The organism is Paenibacillus sp. FSL E2-0151 (genome assembly GCF_037993015.1).
GTDB classification, from domain to species: domain Bacteria; phylum Bacillota; class Bacilli; order Paenibacillales; family Paenibacillaceae; genus Paenibacillus; species Paenibacillus amylolyticus.
The window spans coordinates 1,998,064-2,014,947 of record NZ_CP150308.1 but is presented as its reverse complement, the minus strand read 5'-3'; the positions used below and the strand labels follow the sequence as shown (position 1 = coordinate 2,014,947).

The 16,884-nt window shown below is 45.9% G+C and carries 14 protein-coding genes; 5 read left to right on the top strand and 9 right to left on the bottom strand.

Translation table 11 applies throughout. The features are described from left to right. Positions 1 to 15 precede the first annotated feature (15 nt). Positions 16 to 921, bottom strand: a complete 906-nt coding sequence (locus MHI55_RS09435) for an ABC transporter permease subunit (RefSeq protein WP_017689672.1) — start codon at positions 919 to 921, stop codon at positions 16 to 18. Between the two features lie 408 nt (positions 922 to 1,329). On the opposite strand from MHI55_RS09435, the gene MHI55_RS09430 reads away from it, so the two are divergent. Continuing rightward, positions 1,330 to 3,582: an AraC family transcriptional regulator gene (locus MHI55_RS09430; RefSeq protein WP_340389829.1), complete on the top strand. Its 2,253-nt coding sequence runs from the start codon at positions 1,330 to 1,332 to the stop codon at positions 3,580 to 3,582. A gap of 129 nt (positions 3,583 to 3,711) precedes the next feature. Here the strand turns inward: MHI55_RS09430 and trmB are convergent, their stop codons facing one another. Continuing rightward, positions 3,712 to 4,467, bottom strand: a complete 756-nt coding sequence (trmB, locus tag MHI55_RS09425; protein ID WP_340389828.1) for a tRNA (guanosine(46)-N7)-methyltransferase TrmB — start codon at positions 4,465 to 4,467, stop codon at positions 3,712 to 3,714. 152 nt (positions 4,468 to 4,619) lie between these two features. Then, entirely contained in the window at positions 4,620 to 4,820 is a 201-nt protein-coding gene (locus tag MHI55_RS09420; RefSeq protein WP_036610190.1) for a hypothetical protein, read from the bottom strand. A gap of 439 nt (positions 4,821 to 5,259) precedes the next feature. On the opposite strand from MHI55_RS09420, the gene MHI55_RS09415 reads away from it, so the two are divergent. The 4 genes from MHI55_RS09415 to MHI55_RS09400 all read left to right on the top strand — a co-directional run bounded on the left by MHI55_RS09415 (position 5,260) and on the right by MHI55_RS09400 (position 8,987). After that, positions 5,260 to 6,213, top strand: a complete 954-nt coding sequence (locus MHI55_RS09415; RefSeq protein WP_036669734.1) for a TIGR01212 family radical SAM protein — start codon at positions 5,260 to 5,262, stop codon at positions 6,211 to 6,213. Next, positions 6,214 to 6,798: a class I SAM-dependent methyltransferase gene (locus MHI55_RS09410; RefSeq protein WP_036610195.1), complete on the top strand. Its 585-nt coding sequence runs from the start codon at positions 6,214 to 6,216 to the stop codon at positions 6,796 to 6,798. Positions 6,799 to 6,987: 189 nt separating this feature from the next. Beyond that, the gene (locus MHI55_RS09405) at positions 6,988 to 7,965 is read left to right on the top strand and encodes a type I phosphomannose isomerase catalytic subunit (protein WP_076252465.1); all 978 of its coding nucleotides are present in this window, start codon (positions 6,988 to 6,990) and stop codon (positions 7,963 to 7,965) included. Between the two features lie 41 nt (positions 7,966 to 8,006). Then, positions 8,007 to 8,987 carry an alpha/beta fold hydrolase gene (locus MHI55_RS09400; protein ID WP_101313293.1) on the top strand — a complete coding sequence of 327 codons (981 nt, stop codon included), beginning with the start codon at positions 8,007 to 8,009 and terminating at the stop codon, positions 8,985 to 8,987. A 126-nt stretch (positions 8,988 to 9,113) separates the two neighbouring features. Here MHI55_RS09400 and odhB read toward each other — a convergent pair whose 3' ends face one another. The 6 genes from odhB to MHI55_RS09370 form a co-directional block, all read right to left on the bottom strand. Then, complete coding sequence (odhB, locus tag MHI55_RS09395; RefSeq protein ID WP_076252469.1) at positions 9,114 to 10,385, bottom strand: 2-oxoglutarate dehydrogenase complex dihydrolipoyllysine-residue succinyltransferase; 1,272 nt, start codon at positions 10,383 to 10,385, stop codon at positions 9,114 to 9,116. Positions 10,386 to 10,390: 5 nt separating this feature from the next. Further along, positions 10,391 to 13,264, bottom strand: a complete 2,874-nt coding sequence (locus MHI55_RS09390) for a 2-oxoglutarate dehydrogenase E1 component (RefSeq protein WP_340389826.1) — start codon at positions 13,262 to 13,264, stop codon at positions 10,391 to 10,393. A 634-nt stretch (positions 13,265 to 13,898) separates the two neighbouring features. After that, positions 13,899 to 14,333 (bottom strand): NUDIX domain-containing protein, encoded by a 435-nt coding sequence (locus MHI55_RS09385; protein ID WP_036610206.1) that lies wholly within the window; start codon positions 14,331 to 14,333, stop codon positions 13,899 to 13,901. Then, positions 14,334 to 14,831: a GNAT family N-acetyltransferase gene (locus MHI55_RS09380; protein WP_036610208.1), complete on the bottom strand. Its 498-nt coding sequence runs from the start codon at positions 14,829 to 14,831 to the stop codon at positions 14,334 to 14,336. A 360-nt stretch (positions 14,832 to 15,191) separates the two neighbouring features. Further along, positions 15,192 to 15,701 (bottom strand): 8-oxo-dGTP diphosphatase, encoded by a 510-nt coding sequence (locus MHI55_RS09375; protein WP_076252471.1) that lies wholly within the window; start codon positions 15,699 to 15,701, stop codon positions 15,192 to 15,194. A gap of 238 nt (positions 15,702 to 15,939) precedes the next feature. Then, on the bottom strand, positions 15,940 to 16,728 hold the full coding sequence (locus tag MHI55_RS09370; RefSeq protein ID WP_340389824.1) for a DUF3891 family protein: 789 nt from the start codon (positions 16,726 to 16,728) through the stop codon (positions 15,940 to 15,942). Positions 16,729 to 16,884: the final 156 nt, after the last annotated feature.

Sequence of the window (16,884 nt, the reverse complement as noted above, 5' to 3'; positions counted from 1 at the left end):
TGCCCTGCGGGCGTTCTAGAACAAGGCGTAATCCTCATTTACTTTGCGGATAATATAGTTGACGGTCATGATCAAAATGAATCCAAACAAGGACTGATACAGACCAGCAGCCGTTGCCATCCCGATATCAAACGTTACTTTCAGTGAACGATACACATACGTATCAATAATATCTGTAGCGTTGTACAACACCCCGTTGTTGCCGATCAGTTGATAGAACAGGTCAAACTGCCCCTTCATAATGCTGCCGAGTGAGAACAACAACAGGATGACAAAGGTTGGCTTCAGCATCGGTACTGTAATGTACCAGATCCGCTGAAATATATTGGCCCCGTCGATTCGGGCAGCCTCATAATACTCATCACTGATACCCGTTATGGCGGCCAGATAGATGACCATGCTGTATCCAAGATTTTTCCACAGATAAAAGATGATGATCAGGAACACCCAGATCCAGGGTGTGTTATAAATGTCGACCGGGCCGGCCTCAAAACGTTTGAGCACCGTGTTCACAAAACCCGACTCGTAGTTGAACATGTTGTAAGCGATTACACTTAATAGTACAAATGAGATGAAATACGGCAAAAACATGACGGATTGCGTGATTTTTTTGAATAACCTGCCCCGGATTTCGCTAAGCATGATCGCACAGAAGATCGCCAGACCGTTTCCTAATATAATGAAGGCGAGATTGTAACCCACAGTGTTGGTTGTGAGCTTCAGCAGCATTCCGGATTGCCACAGGAACTTAAAGTTCTCCAGACCGACAAATGGACTACCAAATAATCCGCCTTCAAAATCATACCGGGTGAACGCATAATAGATGCCGACCATCGGAAAATACGAGTTAATCAGAAAAAAGATCAGCGTGGGCAACAGCATCAGAAACATGATTTTGTTTTTGTTCAATTCTTTGAGCATGGCTCGATCCCTCCCGAATTTCTTGCGGTGCTGCGTGGTGGAGCTCTCTTTTTATTGTAGATGCTCTCTTCACTCACGAATACTGAAGCTTCCCGTCAGAAAATGAACGATTCTGCGAAATGAACTATGAACAAAACGAACGAACCATGAAATGAACAGACATCGACACACATCTGTTCACAAATGTTGATATCGTGCATAGGCTACACCTAGTGAACAATCCAGCGAAAGCTGAACTTTATGTAGAGAAAACAGGCAAAACAACCTGTCCATCATTGATGTAAACGCATACATAATATATAATTCAAGTTACTCTTGCTCTTCTGCTCATCCAACTATGAAGCCTCACGTATGTATATGAAATTCTATGTTGTTCACCCAAAACAGGAGGTTCGAGGGGGAAGAAGAATGCGTAAACGTTCAGAGGACAGTCAAAAGGTCTTCACACGGATTCTGATCGGCATTATTATCAGTACCGTCGCTACCTTACTTGTGGTTTCTTCTATTTTGTACGTCAACTATAATCGGATTGCTCTTCGTCAGGTGTATCGTACAGATATGAACAGTCTTACTCAAACCAGCCGTGAAGTGGCCAAAATGACCGAGACTGCAAAATCATTGTCATATCAGATTTATCAGGACTACACCATCTCTTCATTACTGCTCTATTCCAAACCAAATATTTATGAGATCACATCGGCGATGGAGCAGCTAGACAACTACCGTATGTCCCTTCCCTTTATCGAATCCATCTATGTATATAACTCCAAAAGCAATGAATTCTTTATCAGTTCCGACGTGCGCAATGGGCAGCAGTCCGTCTCGGAGATCGATGATCAGGGGATTACAAGCATCCTCCAACGCTTCCATGACTATAAACCTTTTGTGCCCATCCCGCGTACATATCAGGTCGGCTCTACCGAAGCAACAGAGGTTAACAGCTACACCTATCTCTGTTATGACACAATTAATGATAACGCGAAGCTAAACTATGCTGTCATCGTTAATATCAAGGATGATTGGCTCAGTCCAAATATGAATGCTGTGGATCAACCCGGCAAAACCTTTATCGTGAATGAGAATGGAGACCTTTTATCTGACTTTGGCGACCGTGCATTGATGAAAAATCTCTCCAGCGAAGCTTTTATGAAGCCAATTTTGCAGGATACGGGGCAATCAGCTTACTTTACCGAGAAGGTCGACGGAGAAAAATCTCTCATCACCTATACCGCTCCCGATGACCTAGGTTGGCGTTATGTAAGAATAACACCTTATGATCTGATTACCTCAGATATACGGAGTATGCGCACACATACCGTTCTGTTTTGTGTTGGACTTCTCTTCGCAGGGTTACTGCTCTCTTACCTTGTGTCCCGAAAACTATATCACCCTATTGATAAGGTGCTTGTTCGTTTACGTGTAATGGAAGCAGAGCGACGTGGCAGTCTTCATTTGTTACGGCAGGATTTTCTACGAGGGGCCCTACAGGGCCGCGAAACAGTAACTGGAGGTATGCTGGAAGAACGGATGAAGTTCTATGGTTCCTCCATTGATGTTCAGCGTGCATCCAGACTGGTATTGCTGCGTATTGACCATTTTACCGAATTCAGCGAAACGTATCGTGATGAGACCCAACTTGTAAAATACGCCATGATGAACATCTGCACCGAGACAGCCGATCTCCACTACAATGCGGAAGCTGTGGACATGGGCGGTGATCTGATCACACTCATCTTCAATGAAAAAGCGGAAAGCCATGAACTTGAGCAACCTGCTCATAACCGGATCGAAGAGCTGCTACGTATGATGCAGGCAGCTGTAATGACCCATTTGAAATGCTCCATCTCCTGTACGATCGGCACGGAAGAAGATTCATTGGAAGACAGTATTGCATCCTACACCAGATCAGCCGAAGCCTCACTGCATCGTTTGTTCATGGGACCGGGCTGTCTGATCTATACCTCTGACATCATGGCTTATCACGCCAAGGAGTACGCATTCCCAGCAGGTAAGGAAAGACAACTTGTTGATCATCTAATGACAGGTAAGACGCAAGAAGCAAAACAAGTCTATGCAGATATCGTGGGCGAAACAGCTGCATATCCATTTACCGTCTTCCAGCTAGCCTTATCCCATCTGACGATGACACTGAACCATGTACGAAATACCCTCAAGAAGAATAATCAACTCACGCTTGATTCAGTCTCGGATGGTCTAATGCTGCCTGTCAAAGACGCGGAAGACATCAGTGAAGTACATGAACACTTCTATCGGATGTTTGATGAGCTTGGTTCCAAAGTCGAGGAGAAACGTACACTGAAGCACGAAGAGTTGATTCGTAAAATCAATGGCATTATTGAGCGGGACTATGCGGACCCCAATCTATGTCTAACTTCTATCGCAGATGAGTTGGGCATGTCGCCCATCTATGTAAGCAGGCTCTACAAACAGCTCACCCTGAAAGGGCTCACGGACGTAATTAACGAAACCCGCATAGCCAAGGCCCAGCATCTGCTGGTGGAGACAGAAAACTCCGTTGCCGACATTGCCGAGAGGACCGGATTCACCAACAGTTCATACTTCTATCGCATGTTCAAAAAGTTCAATGGGGTTACACCAAACGATTATCGCCGCAAAGAATTTCATTCAGAAAACTTTTGAAATCATCCCAGACTTGAGTTTATGGAGTAATGCACATCGATTGTTAATGCAGAAAAAGAGCGACCTATGAGAATGAATCATTCACCTCATGTGTCGCTCTTATTTAATGAGTTTAAGTTAGATTTCGATTTATTCCTGTTCCTGATCTTCACCAGACTCATCCGAAGCTTCACGAACTTTATACTTGTCCAGACGTGTCTGCTGATACTCACGCAGGGCCTCTTCACCCACAATCACTTCAACCCGGTGAATGTTCATACCTTTACCCATGAATTTCTGCTCGTACTCCGTCATCACATGTTCTTCATTCAAACCATCACGATGCAGATTCAAAGAAATATTGGTCATTTGTAGGCCGAAGTCGGCAATGGCGTTGAGTGAGAAATCAAACAGCGTCTCCGAATCGGTTTTGAAATGAATCTGACCTTTGGGATTAAGCAATTCCGTGTATTTCTTCAGGAAGCGCGGATGCGTCAACCGACGACGTGCATGCTTTGCTTTTGGCCAAGGATCACTGAAGTTCAAATAAATGCGCTCCAGTTCTTCCGGTTCAAAAACTTCTTCGATCTGTTCGATATTTGCCAGCGCAAGCTTCAGGTTAGGGGGTGTCTCCACATCAGCCTGACTCCACGCATTACGAGCTTTCTCACTGGCACGACGCACCAGTTCATCATACATATCAATACCGATGAAATTAAATTCCGGATATTTATAACTCATTTGGCTGATAAATTGACCTTTACCCATACCAAATTCCACGAAGATCGGGTAATCATTGCCAAACAGTTCAGACCATTTTCCTTTATGTTGCTTGGGGTCCAGTACAACAAGATCAACTTGTTGCTCCAGATTTTCTCTTATCCCTTTTCTGCCACGTAAACGCATTTTATTCCTCCGTTTGTCCCATACTTGTCTCAGACTTATTTTGCCGAAGAACTGGCAAATTGTAAAGAGCAATGAAAAGGGAATCTTCGGATCTGCCACTTTGGGCAAATCTCAAAGATTCCCTCTTCGATTTATTTGGAATTGGGGTCCAACTACTTTAGTAGTTCATAGTCTACCTTATCTTGGTGTGAAAAATCAAATGTCTTTTCGAAAGCATCGCGAACTTTTTGTCTTGCAGCCGCTTTCACTTTCGGATTTCCATTAAAACGAACACCTGTTAAAGCCAGTGCTTCTTCTGCCGTCAATTCAACAGACACATGATTCAACTCATTGTTTTTAACTTGGGAATTCATTCATATCACCTCACGGTATAGTATGGTCCATGACGTCAACGTTGATTCAAATGCTATGATGAATAATACCCATTAGATGGTGTCTGACGCTGATTTAAATATAACATAAGGTGTAAACTATAGCAAGGAGAAAACCTTGATTTTACGGCCTATTTTTGCGTTTCGATTCCCTTTTTTTTTAGTTTTTTGATACAATGATAAAGTGAGCATTTTGCATAAATCCCATAAGCGTCTTCCAATCAGCAAGATATGGATCAGGATGCTTTTTCCTGTCCATATCTTGTACCCGTGAGCGATTGAAATCGAATAATGCAAAATGCTAAAGTTCATGAAGACACCTATAATCGCTATCCATCGTCTATGACGGAAATCGCATAGCGCTTCTTCTTTTGTTCACGTATGATTACGGTAATTCGACAGCCAAAGGAGTACCCTGAAGATGAATGCACCTGCATTACAGTCCCCTCTCCTGTGGGGAGATAAACGATTCCATACCTGGAATTATGAGATGCGAGATCAATTTAACAATAAGGTTTTCAAAGTGATGCTGGATGCTGGATTCACCTGTCCCAACCGCGACGGTTCCATTGCCAAAGGTGGTTGCACATTCTGCAGTGCGCGTGGATCAGGCGATTTTGCTGGCAGCAGACGTGAAGATCTGGTCACCCAATTCAATACAATTCGAGATAAACAGCACCTCAAGTGGCCTAAAGCCCATTATATTGGCTACTTCCAAGCCTATACGAATACGTATGCTCCGGTTGAGGAGCTGCGCGAATATTTTGAAGAAATTCTTGAGCAACCCGGTGTTGTTGGTTTGTCCATCGCCACTCGCCCGGACTGTTTGCCAGATGACGTTGTTGATTATTTGGCTGAACTGAACGAGCGCACCTACCTGTGGGTTGAGATGGGGCTTCAAACCATCCATGATTCCACATCAACATTGATTAATCGCGCGCACGACACGAAGTGTTATGAAGAAGCGGTTGAGAAACTGCGCAAACGGAATATACGTGTGTGCACACATATCATATATGGTCTGCCTCAAGAGACACATGAGATGATGCTGGACACTGGACGGGCAGTTGCCAATATGGATGTACAGGGAATCAAGATTCACCTGCTGCATCTGATGCGCAAAACACCAATGGTGAAACAATACGAAGCTGGTCTTTTACGTTTTCTGGATCAGGACGAGTATATCAAGCTGATCGTAGATACACTGGAGATGCTTCCACCGGAAATGATCGTACACCGTCTTACAGGCGACGCACCACGTGATCTGTTGATTGGACCGATGTGGTCCATGAACAAATGGGAAGTGTTAAACTCCATTGATCGTGAGCTGCGAGAGCGGGATTCATGGCAAGGTAAGTATTGGAGGCGAGCATAGATGGGCTTTCTTTCGGTTCTCAGCTGTGCGCATCAGTGGATTGCTTCCCGTCTGCAGCCAGGTGATCTGGCGATAGATGCAACGGTGGGTACAGGAGCAGACACACTATTTTTGGCACAACAAGTAGGCAGGCGTGGTCAAGTCATTGGATTCGATATTCAAAGTGAAGCCCTCACGCTGGCACAGGCCCGGATTCGAAAACAAAATGATGAAGCCAAGCTTGGCTCCATCTCCATGCTTCAACTAAGCCATGATCGAATGGCAGAAGCAGTTCCTGAGTCATGGCTTGGTACGGTTGGTGCAGTTATGTTCAATCTGGGGTACCTGCCTTCAGAAAGTGCAGATTCCTCCATCATCACCGAGACTGACAGCACGATCGCTGCACTCGAGGCTGCACTCGCTTTATTACGTCCTCGCGGAATTATTACGGTTGTGCTCTACCCCGGTCATGACGGAGGGGCACAGGAAGCAGAAGCTGTATTGGACTGGTCCTCTGCGCTGCCGGTGGAACAGGCACAGGTTGTGATCTATCGCCAATTGCAGCGAGAAACTTCTCCTTTTCTGATCGGAATCGAGAAAAAATAATTTCCTTTGTTCACCAAATACAATAAACTAGACACAATCGCAAGGCGAGCTATTAACGGCTTTTTCTTACTGCGATCTGTGTTCTACATCTACATATGCAAACGTATTCACTTGTTTGCTCATGGCGACTACATGCCCATGACTGATTAAAGCGATCCACCATTTCATATACTAGAGGAGAGATTACTGATGTCTACGCCATACCCATTACAATTCCAACCTGAGTTCAAAGAACGTGTGTGGGGCGGTCGTGCGCTGGAGCAATTCGGCCTTACGCCCCCTGAAGGACATATCGGAGAAGGATGGATGATTGCAGATCATCCCAACGGTACAACCAAGGTATTAAATGGAGCACTGGCTGGCAAGGGTCTGGATGAAGTTCGTGAACAACTGGGCACCGAATGGCTTGGAACCAAAGGTGTCTCTGAAAAAGGCGGCCGTTTCCCCCTTCTGATTAAGCTGCTTGACTGCAACGATGACCTGTCCGTTCAGGTTCATCCAACAGACGATTATGAGGCACTTCCTCCAGGCGAGCTTGGCAAAACAGAAATGTGGTATGTACTCGACGCAAAACCGGGCGCACACATCATCTATGGCTTGAACGAAGGCGTTGATCGGGCAACATTAAAAGAAGCATTGGAAAACGGCACGGTGATGGATACCCTTCGTCAGGTACCTGTAGAGGCCGGCGATACGTTCTTTATCCCTGCCGGAACAGTGCATGCGCTCTGTGCAGGTGTCGTTGTCGCTGAGATTCAGCAAAACTCGGATACGACGTACCGCATATACGATTATAATCGTCCAGGGCTGGATGGTAAACCACGTGAGTTGCATGTTGAAGACTCATTAAATGTCACCGCCTATGAGGGCGCAGGTGCCTCAACGATGAAAACAAATAACGCTACTCCTGGTGAATGGCTCAAGCTTGCGGAATGCCCTTATTTTGTAGTTGAAAAAGGTATTGTGAATAAACGTTGGGAACTCTCCACCAATCCTGACAGCTTCACGATTCTCGTTGTCTGTGAAGGAGAAGGAACTTTGGAGTGGGCACATGCTGAATCAGACAGCATTGAATTGAAAGCTGGACAATGTTATCTCTTGCCAGCCAATCTGGGTTCTTATACATTGAACGGGAATACCACTGTTCTTCGCTCTTATCTGCCCTAAATCAAGCTTATATGTAACCTGTGAAGGAGGAATTACACGAGATGCAGGAATCTACCTTTGCCTTGGTCGCTAGTGAAGGTACCCGTATTCATGTGTACCGCTGGCTTCCCGATCCGGAATGCAACGTTAAAGGTGTAGTGCAAATTGCACACGGCATGGGCGAGACAGCAGCCCGATACGCCGAATTTGCCGACATCCTTACCCAAAATGGCTATGCGGTTTATGCCAATGACCATCGGGGTCATGGCAAAACTGTGGAGAATGCCAAGTTGCTTGGTAATGCTGGTATCGATGCCTTCCGCTGGATGGCGAGTGATATGATCAATCTGGGCGAAGTAGCCGCCAAAGAGAATCCTGGGGTGCCCCTATTTCTAATGGGACATAGCATGGGCTCATTCTTGGTACAACATCTCATGTACGCTGGTCATGAGCAGTACCATGCCTTTATTTTATCCGGGACAAACGGCAGACGCGGTCTGCTCCGGTTTGGAGAGAAACTCGCCTTTTTACAATGCGGCATTCAGGGGGCTACCCACCCCAGCATGCTGCTCAACGCGATTGTATTTGGTGGATTTAATCGCTCTTTCCGCCCTGCAACGACACCGTTTGATTGGTTGTCCCGGGACTCACAAGAGGTTCAGCGATTCATTGATGACCCCCTGTGCGGAGCAGTCTGTACAGCAGGCTTTTTCCGCGACTTCTTCAAATTGCTGCTTGAAGTCCATCTTCCACACAATATGGAGCGCATACCCAAACACAAACCCGTATACCTGTTCTCAGGTGAGAAGGACCCTGTCGGACTTCATGGCAAAGGCGTTCTTAATCTGGTCTCGCAGTATAAGAAGCTTCGGCTGGAGAACATTGAGTATCGCCTGTATCCGGATGGACGGCATGAAATGCTGCATGAGATCAACCGGACAGAAGTGGCTCAGCATGTTGTGAACTGGTTAGAGCGGAATACCTCTGGCCCGAATACACACTCTAGTCCGTTGAACCTGACTGAGACGGCTGACTCTATATAATAGAGTCGGAGACATATCAAGAGCAAAAAGAAACCCCTGAATCGGATGTACAGCTCACGCTGCGCACCAGTTCAGGGGTTTTCTTGTTAAGCGATATGAATAATAGCTATAATCAAACGTTATGGATTAACCTTCAATTAACAGGGATTCCGGGTCTTCAAGCAGTTCTTTCACGGTTACGAGGAAGCGAACAGCCTCACTACCGTCGATAATCCGGTGATCGTAGGACAACGCGATGTACATCATTGGACGGTTCTCCATCCGTTCTGCATCAATCGCCACTGGACGAAGCTGGATCTTATGCATCCCCAGAATACCCACTTGAGGTGTATTCAGAATTGGCGTAGACAACAAGGAACCAAATGTTCCACCATTGGTGATGGTGAACGTTCCACCTTGCAGATCAGATAACGCCAGCGTGTTGGAACGAGCTTTGGATGCCAGATCCGCAATGCTCTTCTCGATCTCGGCAAAGCCCAGACGATCTGCATCACGCACAACCGGTACAACCAGTCCTTCCTTCGCAGATACGGCGATGCCGATATCATAATACTTTTTGAGTACAACATCTTCGCCATCAATCTCTGCGTTAATTGTAGGGAACTTTTTCAGAGCCCCCACAACCGCTTTAGTGAAGAAGGACATGAAGCCCAGGTTAATCTCATGTTTCTCTTTAAACTTGTCCTTACGGCGTTTACGTACATCCATGATGGCAGTCATATCAACTTCATTAAACGTAGTCAACATGGCTGCTGTCTGCTGAGCCTCTACCAGACGTTTCGCAATGGTTGCACGACGGCGAGACATCCGCTGACGCTCCACTGGTTTGGTATAGGTAGAACTTCCAGCTGCCGGCGCACTTGGTGTTGCTGGAGCTTTACTCGCAGGTGGAGCAGCAGGTGCAGGCGCCTGATTGTTATGGCTCTTCACATCATCCTGGTATACCCGTCCAATCGGATCTTTGCTCTGAACCTGATCCAGTTCGATACCACGTTCACGTGCAAGCTTACGGGCAGACGGTGAAGCCGTCTTGGCACTATCGGATGACTCCGGTGCTGCCGCAACAGGTGCTGGTGGTGGTGTTGGAGCTTCAGGTGCAGGAGTAACGGCCTTTTTCTCTTCAGCTGCTGGTTCGGAAGCGGGTGCACCGCTTCCTCCTCCAGAACCAGCTGAGAGTGTACCGATCGTTTCACCGATCACGACCGTCTCTCCTTCCTGACGAATGATCTTCTCCAGCACGCCACTTTCTTCTGCGCTGATCTCAATATTTACTTTATCCGTTTCCAGTTCAAGAAGCACATCACCCTGATTAACGGTATCCCCTTCTTTAACCATCCATCTGGATACAGTTCCCTCAGTTATTGACTCACCCATTGCAGGTACTTTAATTTCACTCACAGCTGTTACCTCCCCAGTGGAATATTATTCTTCGTCGTTTGTTTCAACGCAGATGTAATAATCTGTTGCTGTTCCATACTATGCACAAGCTGATAACCGCTGGAAGGACTTGCGTGTTCCGGGCGACCTTCGTATCTAACGGTTGTGCCTTCCGGGGCAACTTCACGAAGACGAGGCTCCATGTATGTCCAGGCACCCATGTTTTTGTTTTCTTCCTGTACCCATACCAGTTCTTTTACATTGCTGAAACGTGCGAGTATGCGTTTAATCTCTTCTGCCGGGAACGGATATAGCTGTTCCACTCGAATGATGTGAAGCCATGACCAATCTGCTTTATCTTTTTCAAAAGCATCTTCCAGGTCAATGGCAATCTTGCCACTGCACAAAATAATGCGCTCTACGCGATCCGGCTGTGTACCCAGTCCGGCTTGCTCCAGCACAAGCTCAAACTTGCCTTCACTGAATTCGACTGCCGGTGAAGCAACACGCGGATTCCGAATGAGACTTTTCGGTGACATCATCACAAGTGGACGAGCATCTTCCGTTTCAGTCAACGAAGCTTGACGACGCAACAAGTGGAAGTACTGCGAAGCACTCGACAAGTTGGCAACCGTCATGTTGTCTTCTGCACAAAGCTGCAGGAAGCGTTCCAGACGAGCACTTGTATGCTCAGGTCCCTGACCCTCATTCGCGTGTGGAAGCAACATGACCAGACTGGATTTCTGAGACCACTTGGCACGACCCGCTGATACAAACTGATCAAAGATAACCTGTGCACAGTTGGCAAAGTCACCGAATTGAGCTTCCCAGATGACCAGTGTATCGGGTGAATATACGTTATATCCGTATTCGAATCCAACAACGGATTCTTCAGACAACGGACTGTTATAGATTGCAAAGGATGCTCTTGCCTGTGGCAAGTGATGTAATGGGCAGAACTTTGCTCCATTCTCCGAATCATGCAACACCAGATTCCGATGAGCGAATGTAGCACGCTCGGCATCCTGTCCACTAATCCGAATTGGCTTGCCATCTGCCAGAATGGTTGCAAATGCGAGTGTCTCCGCAAGGCTCCAATCCACTTTTTCCCCTTCGTTCAGGGAAGTGCTCCGGCGTTGCAAAATTCGCTGTAACTTCGGATACACATTGAAGTTCTCAGGCCATTTCAGCAGATCGGCATTAATGCTGCGAAGATTCTCAAGCGGTACCGCAGTCGGAGTAATCGTAACAGCCTCCGGCTCACTGATTTTCCGCTGATAATATTCATGTACTTCATTTTTCTTCATCTGGTCATAAGCTTCTTTTAATTTGTTCGTTACTCCATCGCGAATGCTCGTAATGGATGCATCATCGATAATCGATTCCTCTTTCAACTGATCCTGATACAAGTGGCTTACCGTTGGATGGTTTTTCACCTTGTCATAAACGATAGGTTGAGTTGTTTCGGGATCATCGGTTTCGTTATGGCCGTAGCGACGATAACCGATCAAGTCGATCAGGAAATCCTTTTTGAAACGATTGCGATACTCGGCTGCCATACGAATGGCTGCAATACAAGCATCTGGATTGTCCGCATTCACGTGTACAATCGGAATCTCGTACCCTTTAGCAAGGTCACTTGCATAGTACGTTGAACGGGAATCACCGCTATCTGTAGTGAAGCCCAGACGATTGTTGACGATAATATGGATGGTTCCGCCATTCTGATATCCTGGCAGAGCTTTGAAGTTAAGCGTCTCTGCAACGATCCCTTCTCCAGGGAATGCTGCATCACCGTGCATCAAAATGGTAGCTGCCTTCGTCACGTCTTGCTTCGGATATCCAGGGTCACGACGGTCATCCTGAGCGGCACGAGCAAACCCTTGTACAACCGGATTAACGTATTCCAGATGGCTCGGGTTATTCGCCAGAGTAAGGCGTGCCTGCACAGTTTCCCCGTCTTTCACAAAACGGTTGGCACCCATATGATATTTGACATCCCCCGTCCAACCGTAGTTGATCCCAGTCGAACCTTCCGATGGAACCAAATCTTTGTTCGGAGCATGATGAAATTCAGAGAAAATCTTGCTGTACGGTTTGCCCAAAACATGAGCCAGTACATTTAACCGTCCACGGTGGGCCATACCCATCAGAATGTGGCTTGATCCGGCTTCTGCCATGATGCGAACAGCTTCATCCAGCATCGGCACAAGCACATCGTTACCTTCGATGGAGAAACGTTTCTGCCCAACAAATGTTTTGTGAAGATAATCTTCAAATTGCTCGACTTCAACCAAACGTTCCAGCAAAGCCTTACGTTCTTTCGGCGTAAGTGGAGCCGGTGATGTCCGAGATTCCGCACGACGATTCAGCCACTCACGCTCTTGAACTTCGTGCACATGACTGAATTCGTATGCCATGGGTCCAGTGTATATCTGACGCAAACGTTGGATTGCATCCCATCCGGTTGCTGTCTGCCCATCTGCACCTTCCCAGATCAGGGAAGCAGGCAAAGCTTTCAGATCTTCTTCGTTTAATTCAAAATGCTGAGGTTCCAGCAAAGATGTGTCTGTATCTTCACTGATTCCAAGCGGATCTATATCTGCAGCAAGATGACCATAGGTGCGGATGTTCCATACCAGTTTACCCGCTGTAACCGCTTTCTGTAATAGTTGAATGTCTACGCTTCCGGAAGCCGATTGGGCGTTGCCGGAATTCAAGGTTGTGCGTGCATCCCTGCCAGACATCGGCGGTGCACCCCATTGTTCAAATAGTTCACGATAAGCCGGTGTAACCGAACCAGGGTCTTGAGTGAATAATTCATATTGTTCCTGTACGTATCCCATATTGGGGCCATAGTAACTTTCCCAGGGCTTCTTGTTGCCTTCCACGATCGTCATCGACGTTCCCTCCGTCTTGATTTAGTCATAAGTTTTTGACGGAAATCATTGACTAAGCCGTAATTTGCGTTCGTTCAACATTTTAAGCGAAATTTTTCATGAAGTCCAATAATCGTGCTGTTGGTGGTAGTAACGTTAGTCCGACGCTCCCGTCAAGGTTTGTCTGCGTTTTCAAAATCAAAGTAAAACAATGATTGTATATACCGTCGCACAGATGTCGAATACTGTCCTGATCCGTTCGAAGGTTACACTTTCTCCACTTCTTCAAGTGAAGTCCATGTTCTACTATCTATTCTATAAACTTTTACGCTCAGGAGCATTTCCTATTTTTAGTTCAATTGATGCATAAATTAGATGAATCGAATAAATCGATCAATTTGGGTAGAACAACGAACGCTTAATTACAACAAAATAGGCATACGATCTCCCATTTTACCTCCTTAATTGAATTGTGGTCCATTATGTGCAAAAACAAACCGTCAAGTTAAACATTAACCATTTGACGTCACATTCAACAAATAATTAGGGTTTTCTTCAGGAGACCCACAGCAAAAAGCTGGCCCAGACATAAATTATCCGAGCAGCTTCTTTGGATTCATCAAATTTAAGTTAACAATAAAGTTGAGGATGCACATTAAGATGTACTTTTGCTAATCATATACTCTGCAAACGGCGTTAGGGAAAGATCTCTAACTTGCTCCAGTGTAAACCAGTCCGCGCCCAACGAATCTTCACCATCGGGTTCTTTTTTGATATGATCCGGCTGACTGGCTGCGGTCAAAACAACATCATACAACATCCCGATATGGTGCAACTCTTCCGGCTCACCTTGATACACCCATTCCAGTACCGTAGACTCCGCAGAACGAATCATCACTTGTAGATGGGTCAGGCCCGTCTCCTCTTCAATCTCACGATGAAGAGCAGTCTCTGGCTGCTCGCCAAATTCCAGCCTTCCGCCTGGTAAATCCCATTGCCCCTGATATGCTCCGCGAGCCTTATGAATCAACAGGAATTGGCCCTCCCAAGCTACCAAGCCATATACCCCAATATGTGTATGCCGATTCACTTAAGGACTCTTCCTTTCGTTTTCATCCTCTGTAACAGCATCCAGATCTATGGCCATACGGATCATATCCACACAGCGGATACCATCCTCTATAATCTCTTCCTCATAATGCCTCACAAAGAAGTCACGATCAACCCCGATAATGCGGAAACCGCAACGTTGGTATAACTTCAATTGATGAAAGCTGGAGTTTCCCGTCCCAATCTCGAGAATTCGGCATCCCAATCTACGTGCAGCTTCCATCGCTTCCTTAATCATGTGTTTGCCTACACCTTGTCCCTGCAGTTCTTCCTGTACGGCAATATTAACAATCTCCGCAGTCTCTGGACGAGTCTTCAACAATACGAACTCCCCAACCATCTCTCCTTCATACTCGGCAATAAAACAAACACCCCGACTCAGGTATTCATCCACAATTGCTTTTGAAGGATCAGCCATCAACAAAAGTTCGTAGGGTCTCTCTTCTTCCCAGTCCAAAATCCGGAACGACAATTTCATGCCAATCTCCACCTTTTCATCGTACAATATTCATTTACGTTCTGTTTGCAGAAGCCTATGTATGGCAAATCCACAAATATATCATTCTTCATTTCAACAAACTAGTTTACTCAATCTATTAATCACACACTATTACCCACAGACTAGTCATCTCCTATAAAAATAGTAAACTTCATTATATCATAATATTTGGATATAAATATATAGATATGGATGATACATTATGAGGCATTATTTTTTATCCTAACCCAAGCTTAAATGCTCATGAATTAATTTCCATTCCCCATCAAGCGGCGCCGCAATGTATCCTTGCAGGGCATGCTGGTATCCCATGATTTTTCCTCCTTCTGACGGTTTAACTTATCGGGTCCCACTCTGTTCAAGTACGGAATCGCTATACACCATAAATGTTTCTTGCAACGTACGTCCGGATGATTTCTCCCAGATCACACTCCGCTCAAAAGTGCCTTTTTGGAAAAAACGTGGGAAACGTTCAGCGAACCAATCCTGCATAGGCAGCTCAAAAACCCGCTTCATCGGCACCCATAACAGCTCGCCTTCGGGCGGATCTTGCAATAACCGACCCTCGAATGAAGTCGCCAAATAGTTAAATACCATGTACCGCAATCCTTGTTCGGGATCACAGAACTCATCAAGCCCTTTATATGTAATCTCATTAACTATTAGCCCTGTCTCCTCCAGAACCTCCCGCACGGCACCATCCACGATACTCTCCGGAAAATCTACCTTCCCCCCAGGAGCGATGTATCCCGGAAATCCTTTGCGGTCCGGCCGATTCATTAACAGCACCTGATCATTCGTTTTGTCCCATACCATACACATCGTTAATATCTCTATTCTAGTATCCATATTCGTCCTCCTGCTAACATGCGTTTCTCTGTTGTACACTAACATTTCTGGGAATAACCTGTGTTTTCCTTCTTTATTCCCACTCTGATTCATTCGTATTTTCACCGGTCTCACAGTATAGTCTATGATGATATATATGCATACGAAAGGCGGACGCCCTGTACACCTGTACATCAGAAGCCCGCCTGTTTTGTGATATTCTATGCTGCTCTTTCCTCAAGTCTGGAGTTTCCAGTCCTCAGTTCAATTCCGTAATCAACACCCGGCGTTCCTTCCATTCAGCCCGGCGATAAGCCTGTTGCATACCAAATTTGCGGATACTTGCCTTCGGCACTGATTTATAAGGCAAAACGATCGTAAAGTCCTCATCAAACGGGAAAAAAGACAGCCCTACTTTTTCATTGGATAACCACTCTGCTTGAATCGGTTGTCTGGAACAGGCATCAAACGTACAACTGAGCCCTTCTGCAAAAAAATCATAACGCGCAGCAGGTGTTCCAGGTTCCTCCATGCAGAGAAACAGACTGAGCTGATCACAGAAAAGCATAATCTCCACATCACTTTGCAGCCTCTGTTTCAGGGCTTCAGCATCACCACCAAGCTGTTTCTCCCAATCCAGCTGACGTTCGTGTTCTTGTTGCAGATAATCTCGGATGTCATCATCATCCTGAGCATTGGCCCCCAGATTTTTCTGAAATAGCTCCGTGTACATCAAGCTACACAATAATCCGGCGTAGAGGTTTTTCTTACGAACTTCTTCAATCCCTTTATGGTAGAATACAAAACGCGGACGCAATGGAAAGTCACGAAACGAATACGGCGATTGACTGTAATCATTCCAGAACGGAGACGAATCCAGTTCAATCCAGCCACGGTCATGTTCCTTGGCCGCTAGAATCAATTCATCCCGATGCGCAGCATCGGCTAATAATTCATTTTTCCAGTGGGAAGCCATCTCTCCGGCTACTAATCCATGCTCATGCTGTGCGGTCAAAACAAAATCATGCTCTCTCTCATATACGATCATGTGCTGTCACCCTTCCGCATGGTATACGTTGACTTTAACATAAATTGGGTTAAACTTTCCTAGTAAGTTGTTTTTCGCTCCATTTTGACGAAAGGCATTATGAAAGGCACAATGTAAAGGTGTTGTCAGTTTCCTGAAATTTGATACACTAAAGGT